This window comes from Ruegeria sp. BG10 (genome assembly GCF_056538575.1).
In genome coordinates, this window is sequence record NZ_JBQFTI010000006.1 from 67367 (window position 1) to 91810 (window position 24444).

The 24444-nt window shown below is 62.2% G+C and carries 24 protein-coding genes; 10 read left to right on the plus strand and 14 right to left on the minus strand.

Annotation, left to right across the window (positions count from 1 at the left end):
- The first annotated feature begins 68 nt into the window (after positions 1-68).
- On the plus strand, positions 69-1172 hold the full coding sequence (locus ACR0D8_RS18900; protein WP_475157439.1) for a DNA methyltransferase: 1104 nt from the start codon (positions 69-71) through the stop codon (positions 1170-1172).
- Between the two features lie 145 nt (positions 1173-1317).
- On the plus strand, positions 1318-2700 hold the full coding sequence (locus ACR0D8_RS18905) for an adenylate/guanylate cyclase domain-containing protein (RefSeq protein ID WP_480648844.1): 1383 nt from the start codon (positions 1318-1320) through the stop codon (positions 2698-2700).
- Positions 2701-2725: 25 nt separating this feature from the next.
- Here ACR0D8_RS18905 and ACR0D8_RS18910 read toward each other — a convergent pair whose 3' ends face one another.
- A complete protein-coding gene (locus tag ACR0D8_RS18910) occupies positions 2726-3862 on the minus strand; it encodes an alkane 1-monooxygenase (RefSeq protein WP_480648845.1) in 1137 nt (378 codons plus the stop codon).
- Positions 3863-3921: 59 nt separating this feature from the next.
- Positions 3922-4977, minus strand: a complete 1056-nt coding sequence (gene mutY, locus ACR0D8_RS18915; RefSeq protein ID WP_480648847.1) for an A/G-specific adenine glycosylase — start codon at positions 4975-4977, stop codon at positions 3922-3924.
- An 81-nt stretch (positions 4978-5058) separates the two neighbouring features.
- Between mutY and ACR0D8_RS18920 the strand changes: the two genes are divergently transcribed.
- Positions 5059-5565 (plus strand): DUF721 domain-containing protein, encoded by a 507-nt coding sequence (locus tag ACR0D8_RS18920; protein WP_480648849.1) that lies wholly within the window; start codon positions 5059-5061, stop codon positions 5563-5565.
- Between the two features lie 14 nt (positions 5566-5579).
- Entirely contained in the window at positions 5580-6242 is a 663-nt protein-coding gene (locus ACR0D8_RS18925) for a DsbA family protein (protein ID WP_480648851.1), read from the plus strand.
- Between the two features lie 38 nt (positions 6243-6280).
- Here ACR0D8_RS18925 and lpxK read toward each other — a convergent pair whose 3' ends face one another.
- The 5 genes from lpxK to ACR0D8_RS18950 form a co-directional block, all read right to left on the minus strand.
- On the minus strand, positions 6281-7279 hold the full coding sequence (lpxK, locus tag ACR0D8_RS18930; protein WP_480648853.1) for a tetraacyldisaccharide 4'-kinase: 999 nt from the start codon (positions 7277-7279) through the stop codon (positions 6281-6283).
- Positions 7266-8501: a 3-deoxy-D-manno-octulosonic acid transferase gene (locus tag ACR0D8_RS18935; protein ID WP_480648855.1), complete on the minus strand. Its 1236-nt coding sequence runs from the start codon at positions 8499-8501 to the stop codon at positions 7266-7268. The genes lpxK and ACR0D8_RS18935 overlap by 14 nt, the downstream gene beginning before the upstream one ends.
- Positions 8498-9298, minus strand: coding sequence for an inositol monophosphatase family protein (locus ACR0D8_RS18940; protein WP_480648857.1), 801 nt, complete (start codon positions 9296-9298; stop codon positions 8498-8500). The genes ACR0D8_RS18935 and ACR0D8_RS18940 overlap by 4 nt, the downstream gene beginning before the upstream one ends.
- On the minus strand, positions 9285-10631 hold the full coding sequence (locus tag ACR0D8_RS18945) for a TldD/PmbA family protein (protein ID WP_480648858.1): 1347 nt from the start codon (positions 10629-10631) through the stop codon (positions 9285-9287). Before ACR0D8_RS18945 ends, ACR0D8_RS18940 begins: the two co-directional genes overlap by 14 nt.
- A 156-nt stretch (positions 10632-10787) precedes the next feature.
- Positions 10788-12311, minus strand: a complete 1524-nt coding sequence (locus tag ACR0D8_RS18950; protein WP_480648860.1) for a DUF2125 domain-containing protein — start codon at positions 12309-12311, stop codon at positions 10788-10790.
- Positions 12312-12450: 139 nt separating this feature from the next.
- On the opposite strand from ACR0D8_RS18950, the gene ACR0D8_RS18955 reads away from it, so the two are divergent.
- From ACR0D8_RS18955 to ACR0D8_RS18965, 3 genes are read left to right on the plus strand one after another with little or no spacing between them, the layout of a single operon-like run.
- Positions 12451-13194: an SDR family oxidoreductase gene (locus tag ACR0D8_RS18955; protein ID WP_480648862.1), complete on the plus strand. Its 744-nt coding sequence runs from the start codon at positions 12451-12453 to the stop codon at positions 13192-13194.
- Positions 13191-13799, plus strand: coding sequence for an enoyl-CoA hydratase/isomerase family protein (locus tag ACR0D8_RS18960; RefSeq protein ID WP_480648864.1), 609 nt, complete (start codon positions 13191-13193; stop codon positions 13797-13799). Before ACR0D8_RS18955 ends, ACR0D8_RS18960 begins: the two co-directional genes overlap by 4 nt.
- Positions 13796-14533, plus strand: a complete 738-nt coding sequence (locus ACR0D8_RS18965) for a VOC family protein (RefSeq protein ID WP_480648866.1) — start codon at positions 13796-13798, stop codon at positions 14531-14533. The genes ACR0D8_RS18960 and ACR0D8_RS18965 overlap by 4 nt, the downstream gene beginning before the upstream one ends.
- Here the strand turns inward: ACR0D8_RS18965 and ACR0D8_RS18970 are convergent, their stop codons facing one another.
- Positions 14534-14830: an HNH endonuclease gene (locus ACR0D8_RS18970; protein WP_480648868.1), complete on the minus strand. Its 297-nt coding sequence runs from the start codon at positions 14828-14830 to the stop codon at positions 14534-14536.
- Between the two features lie 48 nt (positions 14831-14878).
- On the opposite strand from ACR0D8_RS18970, the gene ACR0D8_RS18975 reads away from it, so the two are divergent.
- Positions 14879-16063, plus strand: a complete 1185-nt coding sequence (locus ACR0D8_RS18975) for a TIGR03862 family flavoprotein (protein ID WP_480648870.1) — start codon at positions 14879-14881, stop codon at positions 16061-16063.
- Here ACR0D8_RS18975 and holA read toward each other — a convergent pair.
- The 4 genes from holA to ACR0D8_RS18995 form a co-directional block, all read right to left on the minus strand.
- Entirely contained in the window at positions 16060-17088 is a 1029-nt protein-coding gene (holA, locus tag ACR0D8_RS18980) for a DNA polymerase III subunit delta (protein ID WP_480648872.1), read from the minus strand. The two genes, ACR0D8_RS18975 and holA, sit on opposite strands and share 4 nt — an antisense overlap.
- A complete protein-coding gene (gene lptE, locus ACR0D8_RS18985) occupies positions 17085-17588 on the minus strand; it encodes an LPS assembly lipoprotein LptE (RefSeq protein ID WP_480648874.1) in 504 nt (167 codons plus the stop codon). The genes holA and lptE overlap by 4 nt, the downstream gene beginning before the upstream one ends.
- Positions 17575-20109, minus strand: coding sequence for a leucine--tRNA ligase (leuS, locus tag ACR0D8_RS18990; RefSeq protein ID WP_480648876.1), 2535 nt, complete (start codon positions 20107-20109; stop codon positions 17575-17577). Before leuS ends, lptE begins: the two co-directional genes overlap by 14 nt.
- A 72-nt stretch (positions 20110-20181) precedes the next feature.
- Positions 20182-20670 (minus strand): DUF3576 domain-containing protein, encoded by a 489-nt coding sequence (locus tag ACR0D8_RS18995; protein ID WP_475157509.1) that lies wholly within the window; start codon positions 20668-20670, stop codon positions 20182-20184.
- 281 nt (positions 20671-20951) lie between these two features.
- On the opposite strand from ACR0D8_RS18995, the gene ACR0D8_RS19000 reads away from it, so the two are divergent.
- Both ACR0D8_RS19000 and ACR0D8_RS19005 read left to right on the plus strand, forming a co-directional pair.
- On the plus strand, positions 20952-21974 hold the full coding sequence (locus ACR0D8_RS19000) for a porin (RefSeq protein WP_480648878.1): 1023 nt from the start codon (positions 20952-20954) through the stop codon (positions 21972-21974).
- 103 nt (positions 21975-22077) lie between these two features.
- The gene (locus ACR0D8_RS19005) at positions 22078-22737 is read left to right on the plus strand and encodes a YggS family pyridoxal phosphate-dependent enzyme (protein ID WP_480648880.1); all 660 of its coding nucleotides are present in this window, start codon (positions 22078-22080) and stop codon (positions 22735-22737) included.
- Here the strand turns inward: ACR0D8_RS19005 and ACR0D8_RS19010 are convergent.
- Positions 22721-23221: a L,D-transpeptidase family protein gene (locus tag ACR0D8_RS19010; protein WP_480648882.1), complete on the minus strand. Its 501-nt coding sequence runs from the start codon at positions 23219-23221 to the stop codon at positions 22721-22723. The genes ACR0D8_RS19005 and ACR0D8_RS19010 overlap by 17 nt on opposite strands.
- The gene (ribA, locus tag ACR0D8_RS19015; protein ID WP_480648884.1) at positions 23218-24312 is read right to left on the minus strand and encodes a GTP cyclohydrolase II; all 1095 of its coding nucleotides are present in this window, start codon (positions 24310-24312) and stop codon (positions 23218-23220) included. Before ribA ends, ACR0D8_RS19010 begins: the two co-directional genes overlap by 4 nt.
- Positions 24313-24444 lie beyond the last annotated feature (132 nt).

Consider the following 24444-nt stretch of genomic DNA (forward strand, 5'->3'; position numbering starts at 1 on the left):
CGTCTTTGACTCATCCTTGTCTCAACCAAATGAGCGCAAAAAGCGCCGTGGACACTTGAGGCAGTGATATGACGACAACCACCAAAAAGGGCGCAAAAGCGCTCCCTTTAAACACGATTCTATCCGGGGACTGCATCGATGTGATGAACAGTCTGCCCGAGGCATCGGTTGACCTGATCTTTGCGGACCCTCCGTATAATCTGCAGTTGAAAGGCCAATTGCACCGCCCGGATAATTCTCAGGTCGACGCGGTCGATGATCACTGGGATCAGTTTTCCAGCTTTGGCGCCTATGACCAGTTCACACGCGACTGGTTGAAGGCGGCGCATCGCTTACTCAAACCCAATGGCGCGATCTGGGTGATCGGGTCGTATCACAACATCTTTCGCGTGGGTTCGGCGCTGCAGGACGCAGGGTACTGGATTCTGAACGATGTCGTGTGGCGCAAGTCGAACCCGATGCCAAATTTCCGCGGCAAGCGGTTTACCAACGCGCATGAGACGATGATCTGGGCCAGCAAGCAGGAGGGTGCCAAATACACCTTCAACTACGAAGCGCTGAAAGCCCTGAACGAAGGCGTGCAGATGCGCAGCGACTGGGTGCTGCCGATCTGCACCGGGCATGAGCGGCTCAAGGATGAAAACGGCGACAAGGCGCATCCGACGCAAAAACCGGAATCGCTGTTGCACCGGGTTCTGATCGGCTCGACCAATCCGGGCGATGTGGTGCTGGACCCGTTCTTCGGCACGGGCACAACCGGGGCGGTCGCCAAGATGCTGGGTCGCGAATTCATCGGGATCGAGCGCGAGGAAAGCTATCGCAAGGTCGCTGAGAAACGCATTTCCAAAGTCCGCAAGTTTGACCGCGAGGCCCTGGAAGTCAGCGCCAGCAAACGCGCCGAGCCGCGCGTGCCCTTTGGTCAGCTGGTCGAGCGCGGCATGCTGCGCCCGGGCGAAGAGTTGTATTCCATGAACCAGCGCCATAAGGCCAAAGTCCGTGCCGATGGCACGCTGGTGGGCGACAATGTCAAAGGCTCGATCCATCAGGTGGGCGCGCATCTGGAAAACGCGCCGTCCTGCAACGGCTGGACCTATTGGTGCTTCAAGCGTGACGGCAAGACGGTGCCGATCGACGTGCTGCGTCAGCAGATCCGGGCCGAACTGCACAACTGATTTACCTATACCGCCGGTGCCTGTGGCCTGACACATGGCACTATGCCTTGCCCCGCCGATTCCGGCGGGGTCTTTTTGTTTTCTTCACTGCCCGCTTCCGATATGAGCCATTGGTACCCTGCTGCGCATCGAAGGAGCCTCAGCAATGTCGGATACAACAGCCAGCCAGTCTCGCTTTGCCCGGTTCTTTGTGACGCGCCCGGATCAGTTCGATCTGGACAACAAATACACCGAAGCCGCGCTGGAACGGCACAAGCGTGAGGGCTTGGAACTTGCGGTCCGCGCCCGCTGGATCGCGATGGCTCTGACAGGTGTGTTGCTGATCTTCCTGAACCCCCAATGGGAGATTCTGTGGTACCACTTCATCCTGCTGCTAATCTGCGCAAATGGCTGGCTGATCCGGCGGGCGGGCCGCGTGGGGCAGTCGCGGACCGAGTTGTTGCTGATCTTTACCGACCTGTTGATCATGACGCTGGGGATGATCGTACCCAATCCGTTCAGTGACGATGTCAGGCCGCTGGCGATGCAGTACCGGTTCGACAATTTCCAGTATTTCTTCATCATTCTGGCCGCGGGCACGCTGGCCTATTCCTGGCGTACGGTTGTCGCCATCGGGTCCTGGACCGCGATGATGTGGACGGTCGGATGGATCGTCGCCTGGTATGTGTCGACGCCGTTTCCGGGTCTCAGCGAACGTGTGGCCGAGGCCTTGGCGGGGTATCCCGATGTGGCCGAACTGCTGGACCCCAACAGTTTCCGGGGCCCGTTGCGCATTCAGCAGGTGATCGTTTTCATGATGGTTGCCGTGACGCTGGGTGTGTCGATGCGGCGGCTCAACCATTTGCTGATGACTAATGCCGGGCTGGAACGCGAGCGGGCCAACCTGTCGCGCTATTTCTCACCGAACGTGGTTGAGGAACTGAGCCAGAATGACGAACCGCTCAAGCAGATCCGGAAAGAGAATATCGCCGTTCTCTTCATTGATATCGTCGGCTTTACCAAATACGCCGCCGGCCGGGACCCGTATGAGGTGATCGAGGTGCTGCGCGGGTTTCACGCCCGGATGGAGACCGAGGTGTTCCGGCACCACGGGACGCTGGATAAATATCTGGGTGACGGGCTGATGGCCACGTTCGGCACACCGGTTACAACGCCGCTGGATGCCAGCAACGCGGTGGCCTGTGCACGGGGTATGATGCAGGTGATCGACCGCTGGAACCTTGAACGCCGCCGGGCCGGAGAACCCGAGATTCGGATCGGGATCGGGGTACACTATGGTTCGGTGGTGCTCGGCGATATCGGGGCCAACCGGCTGGAATTCGCGGTGATCGGCGATGCCGTCAATGTCGCCGCGAAGCTGGAGGCGCTGACGCGTGAGCTGCAGGCAGGCGTGGTTCTGAGCGATGCTGTGCGGGCGCAACTTGAACAGGAAGGTCAGGGCGCGTCCGAGTTGATGGCAGGGTTTGAAAAACACACCAACCGGGCAGTCCGGGGCGTCGAGGCACCGATGGACATCTGGGTGATGTAGGGCCAGCGGGCCGGTCAGCGCGCTGTCACGCGTGGGGCTGCGGGTTTTGCGAGCGGTTATAGGGCGTCCAGTCCGCGACTTCGGGGTAGTATTGCCGCCGCCACGCGCGGACCCGCGGATTCATCACACGACGCCACAGCGGCGGGATCATGGCGGCCACGGTCATCACAGGATAGCCATAGGGCAGTTGTGGTGCCGCGTCTTCGGAATGGTGTTGCAGCAGCGGGAACCGACGGTTGGGCTTGTAATGGTGGTCCGAGTGGCGCTGCAGGTTGATCAGCAGCCAGTTCGACGCCTTTTGCGACGCGTTCCACGAATGGCGCGGTTGCACATGTTCGTACCTGCCGTCGCCAAGATATTTCCGGGTCAGGCCGTAATGTTCGACGTAATTGACCAGCTCAAGCTGCCAGATCGCGACACCGGCCTGCAGAAGAAACAGCGCCAGTCCGGACCAGCCGCCAATGGCAAAGGCCAGCCCCAGCATCCCCGCCTGCAGCGCCCAATAGCGCCAGAATGGGTTGGCGCGGTCCGTCCAGGGGCGGTCTTTGCGCGCAAGCCGGTCGCGCTCGGCCCGGAAGGCCGACAGAAGACATTGTTTCAGAACGCGCGGGTAGAACCGGTGGAACCCTTCATTGTAACGCGCTGTGACCGGATCGCGCGGGGTGCCGACATAGCGGTGATGCACCAACAGATGTTCCGACCGGAAATGCGAATACAGCACCATGGCCAGCAGGATATCACTAAGCCAGCGTTCCATCCGACCTTTCTGGTGCATCAGTTCATGGCTGTAATTGATCCCGATCGTGCCCGAAATCACGCCCATTCCAAAAAACAGTCCGATCTTTGCTGGCAAGGACAAGTGCTCGCTGTGGGTGGCATACCAAATCAGGCCGAAAAGGGTCAGGAACTGAACCGGAACCCAGAATCTGGTCAGCAGGATATACCACCGCAGCCCGGTATCCGGCGTATCCGGGTCGGCGTTGTTCAGCTCCAGCCCGGTCAGCCTATCCAGGACCGCAAAGGCCCACCAGGTGGACAGCGGCACCAGCAAGACCCACCAGCCGCCCGCATTTGCAGTGACCCAGATCAAGGGGATCAGCAGGAAAGAGACCCAGAATGGCAGGGCCGATTGCCAGCGGGACAGGGTATCTGGTGCGATCATTCACAAGCTCCGAACAGATGGGCCGAGACTAGCCATACTATAGGTAGCTGCACAACGCGTTACTGCTCGCGCCACAGGTCATATGCCTTGCGCATCACGGTTGGCAGATCGCCGGGACGAAACGCGTGTTTGGCAACGGTGGTCAGGCCGTTTATGTCCGCATCTGTCGGCAATCCCGCCGTCCAGATGCGCAGGATCAGGTGAAAATGGGTGAAAGTATGCCGCACCTCGCCCGACACCTCTCGCCAATCGGCGGGGAACGGCGGTGCGGGGGCCGGATCCTCGGACCAGTCGGACCCCGGCCAGCCCAGCATACCACCCAGCAACCCCCGGTCCGGCCGGCGTTCCAGCAGCAGCGTGCCGTCGTCGGCCTGCGCGATATAGACATGCCCGTACCGGGTTGGTTTTGGTTTCTTCGGGGATTTGCGAGGCAATTCCGGTTGCGTACCGGCTGCGCGCGCTAGGCACGGGTCGCGCAGCGGGCAAATCCCACAGGCCGGGGATTTCGGCGTGCAGATCGTGGCCCCCAGATCCATCACCGCCTGCGCGTAATCACCGGGGCGCGTCGCGGGCGTCAGCGCGGCAGCTTTGGCCTTCAGCAGCGGTTTTGAACCCGGCAAAGGGTCATGGATGTCGAAAAGGCGGGCCATGACCCGTTCCACATTGCCGTCCAGCACGGTTTCGGGCCGGTCGAAGGCAATAGCCGAAATGGCGGCGGCTGTATAAGGGCCGATGCCGGGCAGTTTCAGCAGGGCATCGTATGAGTCGGGAAACATTCCGTTGTGGTCATCGGTTACCGCTCGGGCGCATTTCAGCAGGTTTCGGGCTCGCGCGTAATAGCCCAGCCCGGCCCATTCACCCATGATCTGATCGTCGGGGGCGGCAGCCAGCGCCCCAACGGTCGGCCAGCGCGACGTGAACCGCAGGAAATAGTCGCGCACCGCGGCAACGGTGGTCTGTTGCAGCATCACCTCGGACAGCCAGATCCGGTAAGGATCGGGAACGATCCCCATGGCACGGTCTGCCGGTCCGACCCGCCACGGCATTTCGCGGGCGTGGCGGTCATACCAATCCAGCAGCGCCGCGCTCACGTCGAATTCAGCAGAGTCACGCAAGTTTTATCTATCTCCCTGTCGGGTTTCGCTGGCGCCCGTTGTCATGCCCTTTACAATAGCGGTGCAGGAGTTGGAAACCAGATGCAGCGCAGACGTTCTTCGACCCGCGGGTTCAAACGCACCGCGACATTGCTGAACGACCAGATACGGCGCGCCGGGGAAAGCCGGGGCTTTGCCATATCACGCCTGCTGACCCATTGGGCCGAGATCGTGGGCCAGGATATGGCGGCCATCGCGCGACCGGTAAATGTGGGTTACGGCAAGGGCGGGATGGGCGCGACGCTGACCGTGCTGACCACCGGCCCGCAGGCCCCGATGCTGGAGATGCAAAAGGAACAGTTGCGCGGCAAGGTGAATGCGGTCTATGGCTATAACGCGATCAGCCGCGTGCGCATCACCCAGACCGCTCCGACCGGATTTGCCGAGGGGCAGGCCAGTTTCGACCACAGGCCGAAACAGGCGAAACCCAAGATCGAACCAGAAATCGCAGCCCAAGCGGACCGGGCCGCGCAGGACGTGCACGACACGGATTTGCGCGCAGCCCTTGAACGTCTGGGCCGTAACGTTTTATCCAAGCAAAAACGCTGAGAAAGGGCTGAGTAATGAGCCGTATTGCAACCGGAATTTGTGCGGCCGTCGCCGTGGCCGCGGGCGGTTATTGGCTGTCGCTGTCGAATTCCTCCCCCGCTTATCCGCTGGTCAGCAGCGCCGAGGCGCAAGAGGCCGATCTGGACACCTCGACTATCGTCGAGATGGTGCAGGGCGCCGAGGATGCGCCGGTCGAGATCATCGAATATGCCTCCTACACCTGTCCGCATTGCGCGAATTTCCACATGGGGCCGTATAAGCAGCTCAAGAAGGATTTCATCGACACGGGCAAGGTGAAATTCATCTATCGCGAAGTGTATTTTGACCGCTACGGCCTGTGGGCTTCGATGGTTGCGCGGTGCGGCGGGCCCGAGAAGTTCTTTGGCATTTCCGACCTGATCTATGACGGCCAGTCCGAATGGACCCGCGCTGGCGGCCCGGCCGAGATCGTGGACGAACTGCGCAAGATCGGCCGCCTGGCGGGTATCGACAATGACCAGCTTGAAGCCTGCTTGCAGGACGGCGCGCGGGCGCAGACGCTGGTGGCCTGGTATCAGGAAAACGCCGAGCGTGACGGCATTCAGGCGACCCCGTCCTTCATCGTGAATGGCAAGAAGGTCGACAACCAGTCTTACGACGAGTTCAAGAAGCTGATCGAAGACGAGTTGGGCAGCTAATTGCGATTGCGACCGGCTCAGCCCGGGCCGGTCGCCTTTCAGGGTGAAGGTGCTGCCTGCAACAGCATGTTCCTGACCCTGTCACCTTCGGTGACATTCAGGCGGACGGGCAAGGTGATGACCTTGTTGCGAAAGGCCGCAGGCAGACGCACGGCATCTTTTTCCGTTGTCACCATCTGCGCGCCCAGTTGCCGGGCTTCATTCTCAAGCCGCGACATCAGCGCCGGGGTCAGCGGCTGGTGATCATCCAGCGCTTCGGCGCGCAGCAGCTTTGCCCCCTGTTGGCGCAAAGTGGCAAAAAACTTGTCCGGGTGGCCGATGCCCGCGAAGGCCAGAACCGGGGTGCCGCTCCAGTCCATTCCGGTCTGCAGCGGTTCGACCGCGCCGGTGGCATGGGGCACGGTCAGGCTGTGGCCCCAGCGATCCGCGAATTGTTGCTGCGCGTCTGCGTCCCCCAGTGACAACACCAGGTCGGCGCGTCGCAATCCGACGTCAACCGGCTCGCGCAGCGGACCGGCGGGCAGGCACAGCCCATTCCCGAACCCCCGCGCCGCATCAACGACGATGACCGAGAAATCCTTGACCACCGAGGGGTTCTGAAACCCGTCATCAAGAACGATCACCGTTGCGCCGGCGGCGGCGGCGGCCTGCGCGCCGGCGGCGCGATCTTTCGCGACCCAGACCTCGGCAAAGGCCGCCAGCAACAACGGCTCGTCCCCGACCTGCGCGGCGGTGTGTTTGCCGGGATCGACGCGCACGGGCCCTTCCAGGGACCCCCCGTGGCCACGGGTCACCACATGGGTCTGGTGCCAGGCGTCGCGCAATCGTTCGATCATCCAGATCACGGTGGGGGTCTTGCCGGTTCCGCCGGCGTTCAGATTGCCGACACAAATGACGGGCACGCCCGGTTTCGTTCCGGCCCCGGACGCGACACGGCGGGCGGTTGCGGCGGCGTAGATGCGACCTAAGGGTGCCAGCATCCGGGCCCGCAGGTCCAGCCGGTCGGGCGCGGTGTTCCAGAAATCAGGTGCCCGCATGGTTTGCGCTCCGCTGGTCCAGATAATCCTGCACCATCTCGATCAGTTTATCCGATTGCGGCGCACCTTCGGACACGATCTGCCACCCGGCCAGCGCCATGTCGGCGGCCCGGTCCGGTGCCAGCAGATCGACCACGGCGTCGCCCAGTTCGGTGGCCGTTCTGACCGTCAGCGCCGCGCCGGCGCGGTTCAGCTGATCGTATAGCTGTTGATGGTGGTGCACAAAAGGTCCGTGGATGAGCGCCGAGCCCAACGCCGTGGCGACAAGGGGGTCGTGACCGCCTGCGCCGCGTTCCAGCGAACTGCCCATGAATGTCACGGCCGAGACGCGGTGCCAGAGGCCCAGGTCCTCGGTAACGGCCGACAGGATGACCTGCGTCGTATCCTCGATCTGTCCGCTGGTGTCCCAGTTCGTGCAACGCAGGTCCATGTTTTCCAGCCGCCGGTGCAAAGGCTCGGCTTCGGCGGTATCCGCGACATGCAAAACCAGCGCCAGCCGGGGCAACATGCGCATCGCCTGGCGGTGGGCGCTGAGCACCGAGATGAATTCCTTGTCCTGCACACATGCCGCCAACCAGACCGGGCGCCCGGACAGGGCGTGGTTGGTCTCGATCAGCTCGTCCTCGGGCCAGGGCCGGGGGTTGGGGCTGACCAGCAGCGGCGGCGATTCGCTGACCTTGCCGGAGGAGATGCCCAATCGGCGGATATTCCGGGCCGCATCCGGAGTCGTCGCAAGGATCATCCTGAAACAATCGAACGTATAGCGGGTGATATCGGGCAGCCATCGACCGCCGCGGGCCACGTCGATGTCGATCTGCGCCTCGACGAGGATCAGGGGGGTGCCGCGTTCCTCGGCCCGGGTGATCACATTCGGCATCAGCCCACCACCGACCCAGATCCCGATATCGGGGCGCCAGTGATCCAGAAATGCCCGCGCTGCGCCGGTCTGTTCCGACGGCAGGTTCACAACCAGGTAGTTGCCGCAGTCCCACCGTGTCAGATCCGTTTCGGGCCGCGCGGTCAGCAGGACCGAGAGATCGGGGCGCGCCTGTTGCAGCCTTCGGCAGAAATCGACGACGGCGCGCTGCCGGTCCGGCGCGCTGATGTGGACCCAGAGCAGATCGCCTTCCGGGCGCGGGAAATAAGGCGTGTCGGCATTGCCGGGCACGCCCCATGACAGAACCCGGTATGCCGCCAGGCTGAGTGAGCGCGGCTTGCTCATGGGTTGATCCCCGGCCCGTCCGGGGCCAGCCGGGCCCTGAGCGTTTCGTAAATTGGCGCACCTGCTGCCAGCACGCCGTTCAGACGGGGATGTTGGTTGTTGAATCGCAGCGGCTGGCCCAGCCGGTTCGAGCATTTGCCGCCGGCCTCGCGGATGATCAGGTCCCCGGCGGCGATGTCCCATTCCCAGCTTGGCCGCAGCGTCAGCATTCCGTCGAACCGCCCCTGCCCGACCAAAGCCATGCGATAGGCCAGCGACGGCCGGTATGTCCGCCGGAAGGCGGGCACCTGACCGGATCGCCAATGGCGTGCATCCAGATTGGGTTTTGCCGCCAGAACCTCGGCCGTTTCAAGGTCAGACGCTTGCGAAACCTTGATCGGTGTGCCGTTCAGGGTCGCCCCCTGACCGCGGGCGGCTGCATAAAGCAGGTCCCGCAGCGGCAGATAGATCACCGCGGCAGTCACTTCGCCTGCCTCAGCGACGGCCAGAGAATGCGCCCAGGTCCGCGACCCTTCGGCAAAGCTGCGGGTGCCGTCAATCGGGTCGATGATGAAGGCGCGGTGTTTTGACAGGCGGTCAGGAGAATCCTCGGTCTCTTCGCTCAGCCAGCCATAGCCGGGCCGGGCGGCCTGCAGCCGTCGCTCCAGCATGGCGTTGACGGCCAGGTCCGCCTCGGTCACCGGACCGGCACCGTCCGGTTTGTCCCAACGCTGCGCCGTGGTGCCCGAATATCGGGTGGCGATTTTCCCGGCCTCCAACGCGGCGTCGATCAGAAGGGGCAGGTCAGGTGCCGGCAAGTGTCATTCCTTCGATCAGCACGGACGGGACCACCCGGGACAGATACGGGCGCGCGTCATTCGCGGGCATGAGATGCTTGAGCATGTCGCGCAGATTGCCTGCGATGGTGCATTCGTTGACCGGGTGGGTGATCTCGCCATTCTCGACCCAGAACCCGGACGCGCCCCGGGAATAGTCGCCGGTATTGGGATTGATCGTCGAGCCGATCATCGACGTGACCAGCAGGCCGGTGCCCATGTCGCGCAGCAGGTCGGCGCGGCTTTGGTCGCCTTGTGTCAGGCTCAGGTTCCAGTTGCTTGGGGATGGCGGTCCGGACACGCCGCGCGTCGCGTTACCGGTCGAGGTCATGTCCAGTTTGCGGGCGCTGGACAGATCCAGCGTCCAGCCGGTCAGAACGCCGTTTTCGACAATGGCCCGGCGCCGGGTTGCCAACCCTTCGGCGTCGAACGGGCGCGAACCCGAAATGCGCGGGCGATGCGGGTCTTCGATCAGCGACAGATGGTCAGGCAATACCTGTTCGCCCAGACAATCCTTCAGCCAGGACGCGCCCCGGGCCACGGCGGCCCCGTTACTGGCCGCCAGCAGATGACCGATCAGAGAGGATGAGATGCGTTCGTCGAACAGAACCGGAAAGGTTCCGGTTGCAGGTTTTCGGGCACCGGTCCGCGCCACGGCACGGTCACCTGCAGTCCGGCCGATCTCATCCGGGCTGCGCAGGTCGCTTTGGAACGTGCGGCTGTCGCCATCATAGTCGCGTTCCATCGCGGTGCCTTCGCCGGATATCGCCACGCATGAGGTCGAACGGCTGCTGCGCGCATAGCCACCGGAAAACCCGTTTGTCGCCGCCAGATGCACGCGATGGGTCCCATAGGCCGCCGCCGCATCGGACACCTGCGAAACGCCCGCTACCGCAAGCGCGGCGGCCTCGGCGGCCAGCGCGTCGCGCAACAGTTCCTCGGCCGCCGGTTCAGGCGCCGGGTCGAACAGTTCCAGCGCGGAAAGGTCCCAGTTATCTGCCAACTGATCCGAAGCCGCCAGACCGGTGAAGGGGTCTTCGGGCGCTTCGCGCGCCATGGCGACGGCGCGCTCGGCCATCGCGCGCAGGGTTTTGGGCCGGCTGTCCGAACTTGACACGATCGCCTGCCGCTGCCCCAGAAACACCCGCAGTCCAAGATCGGTGCCTTCCGACCGTTCCGCGTGTTCCAGCGCGCCGCTGCGCACTTCGACCGATACCGAAGAGCCGTCGATCACGATGGCATCCGCCGCTTCGGCCCCGGCCGTGCGGGCCGCGTCCAGCAGGTTTTGGCTGATTTCTTCGGGTGTAAGGGTCATGCGGCCTCCGGTCTCGATGCATTGGACCTAGCCTTGGACCGCCCGTCCCGCAAGACCTGCGGTTGTAATCGACTGGGTAAATAAAGAGTGAAGGTGGCGGGATTTGATCATCCCGCAGGATGGGGAAGGCAGCGCAGCCGCCTTCCCGCAAAATCGTCACTTGATGCGCTGGCCATTTGCCAGGATCTGACCGTCCTTGGTGAATTCGATCTTGGAATTCAGCGTGTCCGGCTCTTCGCCCGGAACCGCCATCAGGCCCATCATCATCCGGGCACCCATCGCGTCGCTGTCGGAAACCAGACCCATGCCGATCAGCTTGTCGATCAGCGTGTTGGCCCCGACCAGCGTCAGGTTGGCAACCCCGGACGGGGCGGGCAAACCGTCAAACTCCTCGGTGTTCGAGTTGTCGAAGGTAAAATCGCCGTCGCCCGTCAGCTTTGCGCCGACCAGCGACACCAGAAGTTCGTTGATCCGCAGCGAATGCAGCTCACCCGGGGCTTCGTCCGAAAGCTCCAGCGCTTCGGTCGCCACCGGGTCAAACAGGTTCGTCAGGATCTTCGCGGTTCCGGTCGTGTCCAGGGCAATGGTGGCGGGGTCGCGCGGCAGGGCGCCAGCGGGGTCAAAGATGCTCCACAGCACATCCGACATGGTGAAATCCGTCAGGTTAATTGCGAAACCAAAGGGCTGAATTTCTTCGGACTGCTGCACCGGAAACTCGAATTTCAGCCCGGCATTGGCCATGGCGATTTCGATCGGAAACGGCAGATCGGCAGTGGTCACGGCCAGTTTCGAGCTGTTCTGTTCGACATCATAGGCGATACGCTTGGCGTCAATGCTGGCGCCGAAGCGGCCGCCCTGGGATTCGCTGCCCATCGAAAACGCCTCGCCCTCGCTGGTGCCGGCGATGGCGGTCTGACCAGAGGCATAGTTAAAAACACCCGAGAAGGCGAACCCGTCACCATAAAACGCCTGCGGGTCCGCAACATTGAAGTCCGACGGGATCAGGCTGGTGCCTGCAAAGGTCAGATCATTCAGCGATCCGTTGATCTTGGCGTCGTCATCGCTTTCCGGATCATCGAACACCAGATCATAGGTCAGACCGGCTGCGGTGAGTTTCTGATCGACATCGCGAATCTCGCCGATCTTCATCCGCGAACTGCCCGCCAGATCGGTCATCTGCATGTTCACGCCCAGAGCGTTGTCGGGCATCGGTTCACCATCGACCATCAGATCATCCAGCTTGATGCCGAGGGATTTGGCCGAATAGTCATAGGTCATGTCCTCCGGCGTGCCGGAGACGACCATTTCCAACCCGTCATGCGAATAGCCAACATCGACGGAAAACGACTCGTCGCCCGAACCGCCGGTCACGGTCATGGGGAAGCTTTCCGGCAGTCCGATGCTGACGGTGCCATCGCCGTTTTCGGTCAGCGTCATTTCCGGGACGACCATCTGAAACTGCGCCTCGTCCTCGGGCAGGTCCATCACAACGGTCATGTCGGCAATCGAGGTGACATTGCCAGAGACCGATTGCGTCCCGGAAACGGTATAACCCATCTGCGTCAAATAGGTCTGCCAGTCATTCCAGACATCGTTTGCAGTGACATCGGCAAACGCGCCCTGGGCGACAATGGCATAGGCTAGAACTGCGCCGCTGCTGCGGCGAAGGAAAACGGACATCAGAGAACCCTTCTTGGTCAAATTTGCGGGCATCGTCGTGCCTGTGGCCCCGGGCGTCAAGGGGCAAGGGCTGGACCCTTTCCCCGTTCGCGCGGTAGAGATTCACACAATCTCAAGACAACGGAGGTACAGGGTCCGAATGCAGGGGAAAACCGTACTGATAACTGGGGCCAGCCGTGGCATCGGCGCCGAAGCGGGGCGCGTATTTGCCGCAGCCGGGGCAAATGTCGCGGTGGTGGCCCGAAACCGGGATCAGATTGATGCGCTGGCTGCGGCGCTGGGTGACAAGGCCATCGCGTTGCAATGCGACGTCAGCGATTTCGCACAGGTGGAACAGGCCGTCGCCGATTGCGTCGACTGGTTCGGCGGGCTTAACGTGCTGATCGGCAATGCCGGCATCATCGATCCGATCTTTCATTTGTCCAATGCCGATGTCGCAGCCTGGAGCAAGGCAATCGATATCAACCTCAAAGGTGTGTTCTACGGCATGCGCGCGGCCTTGCCCGTGATGCGGGCCGCCGGCGGGGGCACCGTTCTGACAGTATCGTCGGGCGCTGCCTCCAATCCCGTCGAAGCCTGGAGCCATTATTGCGCCTCGAAGGCGGGCGCGAAGATGCTGACCGAATGCCTGCATCTGGAAGAGGCCATACACGGGATCCGGGCCATGGGCCTGTCGCCGGGAACCGTGGCCACGGATATGCAGCGGGTGATCAAGGCCAGCGGCATCAACGCCGTCAGCCAGTTGGACTGGAGCGATCACATCCCCGCAGACTGGCCCGCGCGCGCCCTGCTGTGGATGTGCAGCGACGATGCGGATGAGTTTCTGGGCGCCGAAATCTCGCTGCGCCGTGAAGATATCCGGCAAAGGGTTGGGCTGACGTGATCGAACTGACCAAGTCGGACGGGTTGTGGACCGTCACGCTCAACAACCCGGACAAAGCCAACGCGCTGACGCAGGAGATGCTGACCGAACTGGTTGAGATAGCGGAAGGCGCGACCGGGGCCCGCGCGCTTATCCTGACAGGTGCGGGCAAGGTGTTCAGCGCCGGGGCCGACCTTGAACAGGCGCGCGCCGGGCTTGCGACCTCGGACCTGTGGGAACGGTTGTCCGGCGCAATCGCGTCCCTGCCGTGTCTGACAGTTGCCGCCCTGAACGGAACGCTGGCAGGCGGGGCTAACGGGATGGTGCTGGCCTGTGACATACGCATCGCGGTTCCCACGGCCAGGATTTTCTATCCGGTCATGAAGCTGGGCTTTCTGCCGCAACCTTCCGACCCCGAACGCATGGCCGCGCTGATCGGCCCATCCCGCACCCGTATGATCCTGATGGCGGGGCAAAAGATTTCGGCAGAAGAGGCGTATGCCTTTGGTCTGATCGACCGGGTCGTGCCGCCCGATATGCTGATGACGACGGCGCATGAACTGGTCGCCGACAGCCTGAGCGCGGACCCCGAAATTGCCGCCGGTATTTCGCGGTTATGCCCATGAGGCTGTCCGCCCTTTATCTGCGCGTCGCTGATCCCGAAGCTTTGGCCGGGTTCTACCGGGACATGCTGGGGATGTCCGTGCGCAGGCAGGGGCAAAGCCAGCGCGTGGGATATGCCGGCCTGGATGCCGATCTGGTGCTGATGCCGGGCGGCGGTGGATATACCCATGATCGGGGGCAGCGCTACTGGAAGATCGGTATCACCCTGCCGGATGTCGATCTGGCCGCCGCGCATTTGCGCCAAAACGGGGTCGAGGTTTCAGAGCCCAGGCAGTTTCTGGACATCGGCTATATGTGCCACCTGCGCGACCCCGAAGGGTTTATGATCGAGCTGTTGCAGCACGAGTTCGAGGGCAATCGACCCGAAAACGCGGCGGATCCCGAGGCGCCGTTTGCTGAAGCCCGCGTTGGCCAGATCACTCTGCGCACCGGTGACATTGCGGCCGAGGACGCGTTTTGCCGGGCGCAGGGCATGCAACTGTTGTCGGTTCAGGAGGTCGCGCAAAACGGTTTTGATCTGCATTTCTATGCGTTTACAGATGAAACGCCGCCCGATGCCGACCTTTGGGCCGTGGACAACCGTCCCTGGCTTTGGCAGCGCCCTTATACGACGCTGGAATTCCAGCATATTGCCGGAGTGCAATTTGCCCCGGTGCCCGATTTTCGCGGGCTTGGGTTCGCGGGGTTGGCCGCGCCGACCCGGGACGCTTTTGGCGATCCGGTCCTGCCGGACTGATCAGCGACCGCGCCGCTTGCCGGGAACCTTCGACCGAAACCCGGGCGGACGTTTGCGCACCCAGTTGAGGAATTTTTCCAGACGCGGGTGCGCCCGCAACGCGTCGACCGAATTGAACTCGTGGGCCAGTTCCGCCTCGGTCAGGGTGGCGTGAACCTCTTTGTGGCAGATCACGTGCAGCAAAACCGTGGGTCCGCCCTTGCCCCCTTTGAGTTTTGGGATCAGATGGTGCAGGCTGCCGTCCCCATCCGGGATGGGGCGGTCGCAAAGCGGGCAGATCGGATCGCTGTTCGGCATCATAATCACAGGGTTGCGCCACGGCGCGCGGAAGGCAAGAGGACAGCAATGGCACAGGCAGTGGTGATCGGGGCCGGACCCGCCGGCCTGATGGCAGCAGAAGAACTTGCCAGGGCGGGTCACGATGTTCTGGTGGCCGAGGCCAAACCATCGGTCGCGCGCAAGTTTCTGATGGCGGGCAAGTCCGGTCTGAACCTGACCCGGGACGAACCTTTTGGAACGCTGATGGATGCCTATGGCGATGCCGCGGACTGGTTGGGCCCGATGATAGCCGATTTTGATGCCGCCGGGGTACAGGACTGGGCGCGTGAACTGGGGCAGAGCCTGTTCACCGGCTCGACCGGGCGGGTGTTTCCGACGGTGATGAAGGCCTCTCCTCTGCTGCGCGCCTGGCTCGGGCGGCTTGAATCCGCAGGGGTTCAGATCCGGACCCGCTGGCGCTGGGTCGGTTGGACAGGAGATGCACTGGCCTTCGACACGGTGCTGGGCCGGCAGACAATCGCGCCGAACGTCACGGTTCTGGCCATGGGCGGCGCAAGCTGGGCGCGTCTGGGGGCGGATGGTCTGTGGGCCGGGATTCTGCACGAAAAGGGGGTCGAGCTTGCCCCGTTCGCGCCTGCCAATTCCGCGCTTTCGGTCGATTGGAGCCACCACATGCAGCCGCATTTCGGCTCGGCCCTCAAATCTGTCCGCTGGTCGGCTGGCGACTTGCACAGCCGGGGTGAGGCGACGATTTCGGCGACCGGGCTGGAAGGCGGCGGCTTGTATTCCCTGACGCCGGCCTTGCGTGACGGCGAGTCGTTGCATGTCGATCTTGTACCCGATCTGGGCGAACCGGCGCTGCTGGCGCGGCTGGCTGCCAAAAAGTCAAAGACAACCCTGACCCAGTGGCTGAAAAAGTCGCTGCACCTGTCGCCGCCGAAAATTGCATTGTTCCACGAGATGGCCAAATCCGGCGCACCGTCGCAGGCACATTGGGCGCAGGCGATCAAGAATCTGCCCATACACCATGCGGGTCTGCGCCCGATAGATGAGGCGATTTCAACGGCTGGTGGTGTGACCCGCGCGGCGCTGGACGACGGGCTGATGCTGACCGCGGTGCCGGGGGTGTTCTGCGCCGGAGAAATGCTGGACTGGGAAGCGCCGACAGGGGGGTATCTGCTGACCGCCTGTCTGGCGACCGGGAAATGGGCTGGACGCTCTGCCGCGGCCTGGCCGGGTCGGGCGGGTTAGCGCGACCGCGCCAGCATCGCGAGGCGGATCATGGCCCGCTCGACCAGCGCCATGGCCGGGGCGGTCTGCCCGGCGGACCGCAGCGACAGATCGGTGTCGGTCAGCACGGTCAGCGCGGTTTGCAGTTTTGGCGCGCCCCAGCCTTGCGCCTGCCGTAAGATCCGGTCGCGACGCTTACCATAGAGCGGCGGGCGCAATTTGCCGATACCCTGCGCCGCGCCGCCGGGATCAGAGGCACAGGCATAAAGGGTGCGAAAGTGCCGGGTTGCACCGATGCACAGGCTGACCGCGTTGGTGCCCTGCGATTGCAGACGCCGGATCAGCGGCCCGATCTCACCGGCGCGGCCTTCTGCGACGACATTCAATACATCGTCCAACGCGGCCTCGGTCGAGCGTGGCGCACAGGCTTCGACATCTTCAATGGTCAGTTCCGAAGTGTCGCCGCGTTTGTAGAGCGACAGTTTTTCAATGGTTTGGGCAAAATCACCGGGGCTTATCCCGGTGGTCAGTTCGGCAATCGCCGACATCGAATCGCGGGGGATGTTCCGCAGCCCGGCTTCGGCCAGGATCCGTTCGATCTCGACCCGCGACGGGGGATCGTCGTATATACCTACCGCATAAGCCGTTGGATGAGCTTCGAACGCCTTGCGAATCTTCGAACTGGGTTTGAGCTGCCCAGCCGTGACGACAATCTGGGCATCACCGGGGGCCCAATCCTCGAACGCAGCAAGGATCGCAGGGGCCGCCGTGTCTGTTGCGTCTTCGACGAAAACCGCGCGGGGACCGGGAAAGAACCCAACTGCCTTGACCGCATCCAGCAACAGGGCGGGATCGCCGCGCAGATCGGCACCGGGCATGCGGGTCAGGCGCATCTCTTCCTCGGCGGCGGGGCCCAGTAATGCAGCCAGTACCTGTTGGCGTTTCAGCGCCACACGCATTGCGTCCGCGCCGTAAATCAAAAGCCCTGCCTTGTCCGCGTCCGGGCGGGCGAAATACCCTTCGGCCTCGCGCGGGCTCAGCTTCATTGGAACAGGCTCGGCGTCGCGTAAAGACGGTTTACGATCTGGTCCGAGAGAATCACCATCAGACGCTCGGTCGCGTCCCGTTCGTCCGCCAGCGTGGACACGGTGGACCCGGCGGCGGAATAGCCGGCGAAATCCGACACATCGCCCGAGGCCACGATCCGGCCCGTTTCATTGGACTTGAGCGTATAATCGGCCCGCCCTTCAATGGTATAGCGGGATGTTTCGTTAGTCGTAGTCACCGCGGCACGCCGCGTGACAGTCACCACTTTCACGTCCAGCGCGTATTCCTTGCCGGAATTGGCGCTGCGGCCCAGACGCTGTTCCAGATTCTGCACCAACAGATAGCTTTCCACGGTGTTCGGGGCGGATACGGCAACCCTGCCGTTCAGTGCCGCGCCCGAGCCGCCGGGAGCATAGACCGGCTCAAACCCGCAGGCGGCCACATAAAAGCAGGCTGCCAGCGGCATCAACACGAATTTTCTGCGATCAAACAACGACATTCACGATCCGGCCCGGGACTACAATCACCTTCTTGGGCGCATTGCCATCCAGCGCCTTCTGCACAGCTTCGGTGCTGAGCGCGATTTTTTCAACCTCGGCCTTGTCCAAATCCTTGGCCACGCTGATTTCCGCGCGGCGTTTGCCGTTGATCTGGATCGGCAGGGTGACGGTGTCATCAACCAACATCGCCTCATCCGCGACGGGCCACGGGGCCGTCGCAACCAGGCCCACTCCGCCCAGCACTTGCCACAGCTCTTCGGACAGGTGCGGTGTCATCGGGGACATCAGCTGTGCCAGGGTTTTGGCCGCGGCGCGTTTCGCGGCGCTGCCTGCATTGGATTTGGCCAGCGTATTGGTAAAAGCGTAAAGCTTGGCGATCGAGGCGTTGAAACCAAAGGATTCCACGCCGCCCGTCACATCATGGATGGTCTTGTGCATCTCGCGCAGCAGGACCTCGTCATCGGCATTGGCCGGGATCTCCGACTGGGCGATTTCCGAGGCAATGCGGTGGACGCGGCTGAGATGTTTGAATGCCGCCTCTGCGCCCGAGGCCGTCCATTCCACATCCCGCTCGGGCGGCGAATCGGACAGCACGAACCAGCGCGCGGTATCGGCCCCGAAGGCCGAGATGATGTTGACCGGATCAACCACGTTTTTCTTGGATTTGGACATTTTGGCCGAAGGGATGATCTCAACCTCGGTGCCGTCGGCCAGTTTGCCGTCGGTCACGTCTTCGGGCAGGTGATAGATAGGGCGGTCCTTGCCGTCGCGGGTCTGGTAAATCTCATGCGTCACCATGCCCTGCGTGAACAGCGCATTAAAGGGTTCGATGGCCTTTTTGGGCAGATGGCCGGTGATGTTCATCGCCCGTGCGAAGAAACGGGAATAGAGCAGGTGCAGAATCGCATGCTCGATCCCGCCGATATACTGGTCGACATTCATCCAGTATTCCGCCTCGGCCAGATCGGTGGGTGTTTCGGCGTGCGGCGCGGTGAAACGGGCGAAATACCATGACGAATCGACGAACGTGTCCATCGTGTCGGTCTCGCGCTTGGCGGGCGCACCGCAGGACGGACATGCGCAATCGCGCCAGGTCGGGTGACGGTCCAGCGGGTTGCCCGGATTGTCGAACGTCACGTCATCGGGCAGGCGGACCGGCAGGTTCTCTTTCTTCTCGGGCACCACGCCGCACGCATCGCAATGTACCACAGGAATCGGGCAGCCCCAGTAACGCTGACGGCTGAGGCCCCAGTCGCGCAGGCGGTATTTGGTGACACCTTCGCCCCAGCCGGCCTTTTCGGCGAATTCGACGGTGGCGTCGATGGCTTCGCCGCCGGTTGCTTCGGTCAGGCCGGCGAAATGGTTCACCCAGCGGACCTTCTCGGTCTTGGGCGGGACAAAGGCGATCTTGTCCACCGATGTGTCGTCATTCAGCGCAAAGAAGGTGTCGACCACCGGCAGGCCGTATTTGCGGCAGAAATCGAGGTCTCGCTGATCATGCGCCGGACAGGCAAAGATCGCGCCGGTGCCGTAATCCATCAGGATGAAGTTGGCGATCCAGACCGGCAGTTCCCAATTCGGGTCCAGCGGATGCTTGACGCGGATACCGGTGTCATAGCCCAGCTTTTCAGCGGTCTCGATCGCCTCTTCGGTGGTGCCGCCCTTGCGGCATTCCGTAACGAATTCAGCGACTTCAGGACTTTCGGCCTCAAGCTGCTTGGCTATCGGATGGTCCGGCGAGATGCCAACAAAAGACGCGCCCAGCAGCGTGTCGGGGCGAGTCGTATAGACCGTGATCGGCTCGCCACCATCAGTGCGTTCGAACCCGAATTGCAAACCACGCGACTTGCCGATCCAGTTTTCCTGCATCAGCCGCACTTTGGCGGGCCAGTTGTCCAGCGTGTCCAGCGCACTCAGCAGTTCCTCGGAATAGTCCGAGATTTTGAAGAACCACTGCGTCAGCTCGCGCCGTTCGACCAACGCACCCGAACGCCAACCGCGCCCGTTTTCCACCTGTTCATTGGCCAGCACGGTCATGTCTACGGGGTCCCAGTTCACCACGGCGTTCTTGCGGTAAACCAGCCCGGCTTCGAGCATATCCAGAAACAGCGCCTGCTGCTGGCCGTAATATTCCGGATCGCAGGTCGCGAATTCGCGGGACCAGTCGATCGACAGGCCCAGAGGCTTCATCTGCCCGCGCATGTCGGCGATGTTGCCATAGGTCCAGTCCTTGGGATGGCCGCCAATGGCCATCGCTGCGTTTTCAGCGGGCATCCCGAAGGCGTCCCAGCCCATCGGGTGCAGAACATTGTGCCCGGTGGCCAGCTTGTGGCGTGCGATCACGTCGCCCATCGTATAGTTGCGCACATGCCCCATATGGATTCGGCCCGACGGGTAGGGGAACATCTCAAGCACATAGTATTTTGGCTTGTCCGCCGTGCGGTTGGCGGAGAAGATTCCGGCCTTGTCCCAGGCCTCTTGCCATTTTGCTTCGATTTCGTTGGCCGAATAGCGAGACATCTTGCGGTCCTTCGTGAATGAAAACGCCGGGTCAGAACCCGGCGTGGTAATATTGTGATTTTCGACCGGTTGCTAGAGCCTGTTGTCTGCAATGCGCAACTGACGGGCGCGGGACAGGATCGCATCTTCGACCGCCCGGGTCGTGGCAGCACTGACCGGAGCGCCGCCGCTGCCCTGCAGTGCAACCGACAGAGAGCGCGCCGCCAGCGCCGGGTCACTGATGTGAACCGTGGCGCGGTAAGACCGGCCGCCACCGGGTGGTGTGCCGTAACCCGTTACGATTACACCGGTAAACGGATCAACATCCTGTACGGGCAGGAAATTCAGAACATCCAGGGATGCGGCCCACAGATAGCGGTTCACATTGGTGACCTGTTCCGCGTTGCGGGTGTCGAACACGTCCCAGATGGTCGAACGATTCGGATCATTCAACTCACGTTCGCTCGAACGGCTGCTGTCTGTATAAAGCAGATCCGGGTTCGGAGACGCACCCCGATTCTGTCCGCAGGCCGACACGGCGGCAGTCACTATGATCAAACCGAAAATCGTCTGCAAGCGCATTGTCGACTGGTCCCGTTCACTATGGTCTGTGTTGTTAGGTGATACTCCTAGACAAGGTCCAGTTCAGCAACAACCCCATTCTTGTCACATATAAGCAGGCTGGCCCGTCGTTTAGGGGGAAAATCGACTGTGACATCCTTGCACCAATCCGGGCTGAATGCAGGCCCTCCATTTATGCCAAGCTTGCGTGATGGGGGCAAAAAGAGCGAAACGGTTCCCGTGCTGAGACATGTGCTGAGGCATGTGTCGAGTAGAAAAACTTTGAAACCGAGGGAAACAAGATGAAAAAAGTTCTCTTCGCATCGACCGCACTGATCGCAACAGCGAGCGTTGCAGCGGCCGACGTTAAGTTCAGCGGCTATGGCCGTTTTGGTATTGGTTATGCTGAAGACCGTTCCGGCGCAGTTGCCAACTTCACCACCACCGCAAGCGGCGCGGTCAACCCGGCAGGCACCGCGGTTGTAGACACCGACGACGCAATCCTGGTCTCGCGTTTCCGTCTGAACATCGACGGCACCGCAGAAACCGACGGCGGCGTTGAGTTCTCGGCTCGTGTTCGTCTGCAGGCTGACGAAGACAGCTCGACCGGCGAAGCCAACGCGGCTGGCCTGAACGGCGCACGCTTCTCGGTCATCTACGGCGGTCTGCGTGTTGACGCGGGCAACGTTGCAGGTGCCATCGACAACCTGGCAAACTACTACGGTAACGAAGTAGGTCTGGAACTGTTCGCAGGTCAGTACTCGGGCGTTGACTACAGCTTCCTGGGTTACTCCTCGACCGGTTCGGGCGCGAACGCTGTGTTCTTCCAGTACGCAGTCGGCGACTTCGCATTCGGCGCGTCGTATGACCAGGCAACCATCGGCATCAATGGCGTAGCAGACGACGCTGACCGTTGGGATGTCAGCGCGACCTACACCTTCAACAACATCACCGCGGCTCTGGCCTATGGTCAAACTGAGAACCCGTTTGGTGGCAGCGACGCCAGCCTGACCGTTCTGACCCTGGGTGGTGAATGGGGCGACTTCTCGGGTACCCTGTTTGTTGCAGACGATAACACCGAAGTAAGCGCCACCGACGGCACTGCTTACGGTCTGTCGGCAGCCTACAACCTGGGCGCTGCAACCACCCTGCTGTTCGCCTACGGCGACGGTAACGCAGACGCTGACACCCAGCAGATTGCAATCGGCGCCATCTACGACCTGGGCGGCGGTGTAACCCTGCGCGGTGGTATTGGCCGTAACGACTGTGACGTCTGCACAAGCGACCAGATCGTTGCTGACTTCGGTGCACAGTTCAACTTCTAAGTTGATCTGAAACCGCAAGGTTTAAGGGCAGGTCTTCGGACCTGCCCTTTTCTTTTGCGCCGACTTGGTGTTTCTCTGCCCTTGAAGCTGATTGAGGAACGCAATGTCGCTGCAGGAAATCACCGCCCGCATCACAAAAGCCGAAACCGCCGCCGGGCGGAACGCAGGTTCAGTCAAACTTATCGCGGTGTCGAAAGTTCAGCCCGACGCCCGCGTGCGGGCCGTGTTGGACGAGGGGCATCGCTGTTTCGGCGAAAACCGGGTGCAGGAGGCCGCGGGCAAGTGGCCCGGCTTCATGGAACAATACCCGGATGTCGATCTGCACCTGATCGGGCCGTTGCAGACCAACAAAGCCCGTCAGGCCATGGCGATGTTCGGCACCATCCATTCCGTGGACCGCCCCAAACTGGCCAGAACGCTGGCGCGACTGGCGCAGGAGATAGGCCACTGCCCGGACCTGTTTGTTCAGGTCAACACCGGGGAAGAGGACCAAAAGGCCGGCATTCTACCCGCGGATGCCGATGCCTTTGTTGCCGAATGCCACGAATTGGATCTGCCGGTAAAGGGTCTGATGTGTTTACCGCCGGTCGAAGAGGAGCCTTCGCTGCATTTCGCGCTGCTAGCCAGGATTGCCGAACGCAACGGGCTGGAAGGTCTGTCGATGGGGATGAGCGGGGATTTCGAACAGGCCATCGCGCTGGGTGCGACACATGTGCGCGTAGGTTCCGCCATCTTCGGCGAGAGGGTCAAGGCGCAGGGATAATCAGCCGCGTCCCGAAGGACACTTTTCCGGCAATCCAGTGCAGGTGATCGCGGCGGAAGGCCACGCAGCCTTCGGTCGGGTATCCGGGGCGCCGCCACTGGTGAACAAAGATCGCCGAACCGCAATCGGGCACTGCGTTGGGCCAGTTCCAATCGGTGATCAATACCAGATCATACAGCGGATCAGCCCGGCGCAGCTTTTCATGGCTGTGGGAATAAGGCGCGCTGACCAGTTGGTTATAGCGGCTGTCCCGCACGTCATCGGACCACAGGTCACGCGGTCCGATGGGAATTGCCCACGGGGCAGGTCGCGCGATCCGGTCCGGGCGGTACAGCATACCGACAATTTGATGCGCACCAACAGGTGTGGCGCCGTCACCCTCGCGTTTGGCGCTGGCGCGCCCGCCTTTGCCGATCGTGCAGGGAAACACCCGCCCGTGAAAACGCAGGCCGCGCGGGGTCAGGACAAGATCCTGCGGCGTCACAGCAGATGGCCGGATTTGGCCGCCTTGGTTGCCAGATATCCCCGGTTATGAGAGGTTTCGCCGACCTTGAGCGGCACACGCTCGGTCACCGCGATTCCGGTCTTTTCCATCATGGCGATCTTTGCCGGGTTGTTCGTCAGCAGCCGCACCGAACTGAACCCCAGAGATTTCAGGATATCCGAACCCAGCCGGAAATCCCGCTCATCATCTTCAAATCCCAGCCGATGGTTTGCCTCGACCGTATCGAAACCCTGGTCCTGCAGGAAATAGGCGCGCATTTTATTGGCCAGACCGATGCCGCGCCCTTCCTGGTTGAGATACAGCAGAACTCCGGCTCCTTCGGACCCCATCTGGGCCAGCGCCCCGCGCAACTGGGGCCCGCAATCGCATTTCAGGCTGCCCATCAGATCCCCGGTGAAACAGGCCGAGTGCAGACGCGCCAGAACCGGCTTGTCCCGGTCAGGGCGTCCGATTTCGACGGCGTAATGTTCCTCGCCGCCATCTTCGGGGCGGAAAACATGCAGCCGCCCGGCCTCGGACACCTCCATCGGCAGGCGTGCGGCGACAACAGCGTGCAGCGCGCTGCGGTCGGCCAGATGCGGCGCTGCGCGGGTGTGGTCGATACAGGTCAGGCCATGTGCGGTCGCGAAGGTGCGCCCGTTTTCAACCGGAACGACGACGGCTGCCGGCAACAGGCGCGCGGATTTGGTCAGGGCGATGGCAATGCGATGCAAGTTGGCGCTGCCGTGGCGTTCCGTCATCAGAGGCCCCTTCATCGGCGCATTCAGGTCGTCCGACGGGTCGGCAACCGCCTGAACCCAGGATATCCCGGCATCTGCTGGAATGATCACCCGGGCCAGATCGCCGTCATAGGCCCGCGCCTTGAGCGTTTCCGCCCGCCGCACGGTGACCGTAACCACAAGTTCCTCGGCAATCCCCCGCAAATCGGCGAGCCGCTGCGCGCTGAGCGTTTCCGTCGCAATGGCAAGCACACTGAACCCGCTGTCATCCGCCAGTGCCACCGGCACCCCCATGCGCAGGTCTGCGCGGGCGCGGGCCAGCAATTCTGAAATATCCGGGATAAGACTCATCTATGTTACCCTGTAACGTTCAGGTTTTCTCCTAGCCTGATCAGATGGAAATGTGAAACATTTCCTACGCGTCAGACACGAGGGCGTGAAAGGATTGCAGCAAACCTTGCTGATTGCATCTTCCGCGCGCAA

Excerpts from the sequence above, each read along its gene's own strand:
- ACR0D8_RS18900 (WP_475157439.1), top strand. The coding sequence starts at position 69 with ATGACGACAACCACCAAAAAGGGCGCAAAAGCGCTCCCTTTAAACACG.
- ribA (WP_480648884.1), bottom strand. The coding sequence starts at position 24,312 with ATGAGTCTTATCCCGGATATTTCAGAATTGCTGGCCCGCGCCCGCGCA.
- ACR0D8_RS18905 (WP_480648844.1), top strand. The coding sequence starts at position 1,318 with ATGTCGGATACAACAGCCAGCCAGTCTCGCTTTGCCCGGTTCTTTGTG.
- ACR0D8_RS18975 (WP_480648870.1), top strand. The coding sequence starts at position 14,879 with ATGGCACAGGCAGTGGTGATCGGGGCCGGACCCGCCGGCCTGATGGCA.
- ACR0D8_RS18935 (WP_480648855.1), bottom strand. The coding sequence starts at position 8,501 with ATGAGCAAGCCGCGCTCACTCAGCCTGGCGGCATACCGGGTTCTGTCA.
- leuS (WP_480648876.1), bottom strand. The coding sequence starts at position 20,109 with ATGTCTCGCTATTCGGCCAACGAAATCGAAGCAAAATGGCAAGAGGCC.
- ACR0D8_RS18910 (WP_480648845.1), bottom strand. The coding sequence starts at position 3,862 with ATGATCGCACCAGATACCCTGTCCCGCTGGCAATCGGCCCTGCCATTC.
- ACR0D8_RS18925 (WP_480648851.1), top strand. The coding sequence starts at position 5,580 with ATGAGCCGTATTGCAACCGGAATTTGTGCGGCCGTCGCCGTGGCCGCG.
- ACR0D8_RS18920 (WP_480648849.1), top strand. The coding sequence starts at position 5,059 with ATGCAGCGCAGACGTTCTTCGACCCGCGGGTTCAAACGCACCGCGACA.
- ACR0D8_RS18955 (WP_480648862.1), top strand. The coding sequence starts at position 12,451 with ATGCAGGGGAAAACCGTACTGATAACTGGGGCCAGCCGTGGCATCGGC.
- ACR0D8_RS18970 (WP_480648868.1), bottom strand. The coding sequence starts at position 14,830 with ATGCCGAACAGCGATCCGATCTGCCCGCTTTGCGACCGCCCCATCCCG.
- ACR0D8_RS18950 (WP_480648860.1), bottom strand. The coding sequence starts at position 12,311 with ATGTCCGTTTTCCTTCGCCGCAGCAGCGGCGCAGTTCTAGCCTATGCC.
- ACR0D8_RS19005 (WP_480648880.1), top strand. The coding sequence starts at position 22,078 with ATGTCGCTGCAGGAAATCACCGCCCGCATCACAAAAGCCGAAACCGCC.
- ACR0D8_RS18945 (WP_480648858.1), bottom strand. The coding sequence starts at position 10,631 with ATGACCCTTACACCCGAAGAAATCAGCCAAAACCTGCTGGACGCGGCC.
- holA (WP_480648872.1), bottom strand. The coding sequence starts at position 17,088 with ATGAAGCTGAGCCCGCGCGAGGCCGAAGGGTATTTCGCCCGCCCGGAC.
- ACR0D8_RS19000 (WP_480648878.1), top strand. The coding sequence starts at position 20,952 with ATGAAAAAAGTTCTCTTCGCATCGACCGCACTGATCGCAACAGCGAGC.
- ACR0D8_RS18995 (WP_475157509.1), bottom strand. The coding sequence starts at position 20,670 with ATGCGCTTGCAGACGATTTTCGGTTTGATCATAGTGACTGCCGCCGTG.
- lptE (WP_480648874.1), bottom strand. The coding sequence starts at position 17,588 with ATGTCGTTGTTTGATCGCAGAAAATTCGTGTTGATGCCGCTGGCAGCC.
- lpxK (WP_480648853.1), bottom strand. The coding sequence starts at position 7,279 with ATGCGGGCACCTGATTTCTGGAACACCGCGCCCGACCGGCTGGACCTG.
- ACR0D8_RS18965 (WP_480648866.1), top strand. The coding sequence starts at position 13,796 with ATGAGGCTGTCCGCCCTTTATCTGCGCGTCGCTGATCCCGAAGCTTTG.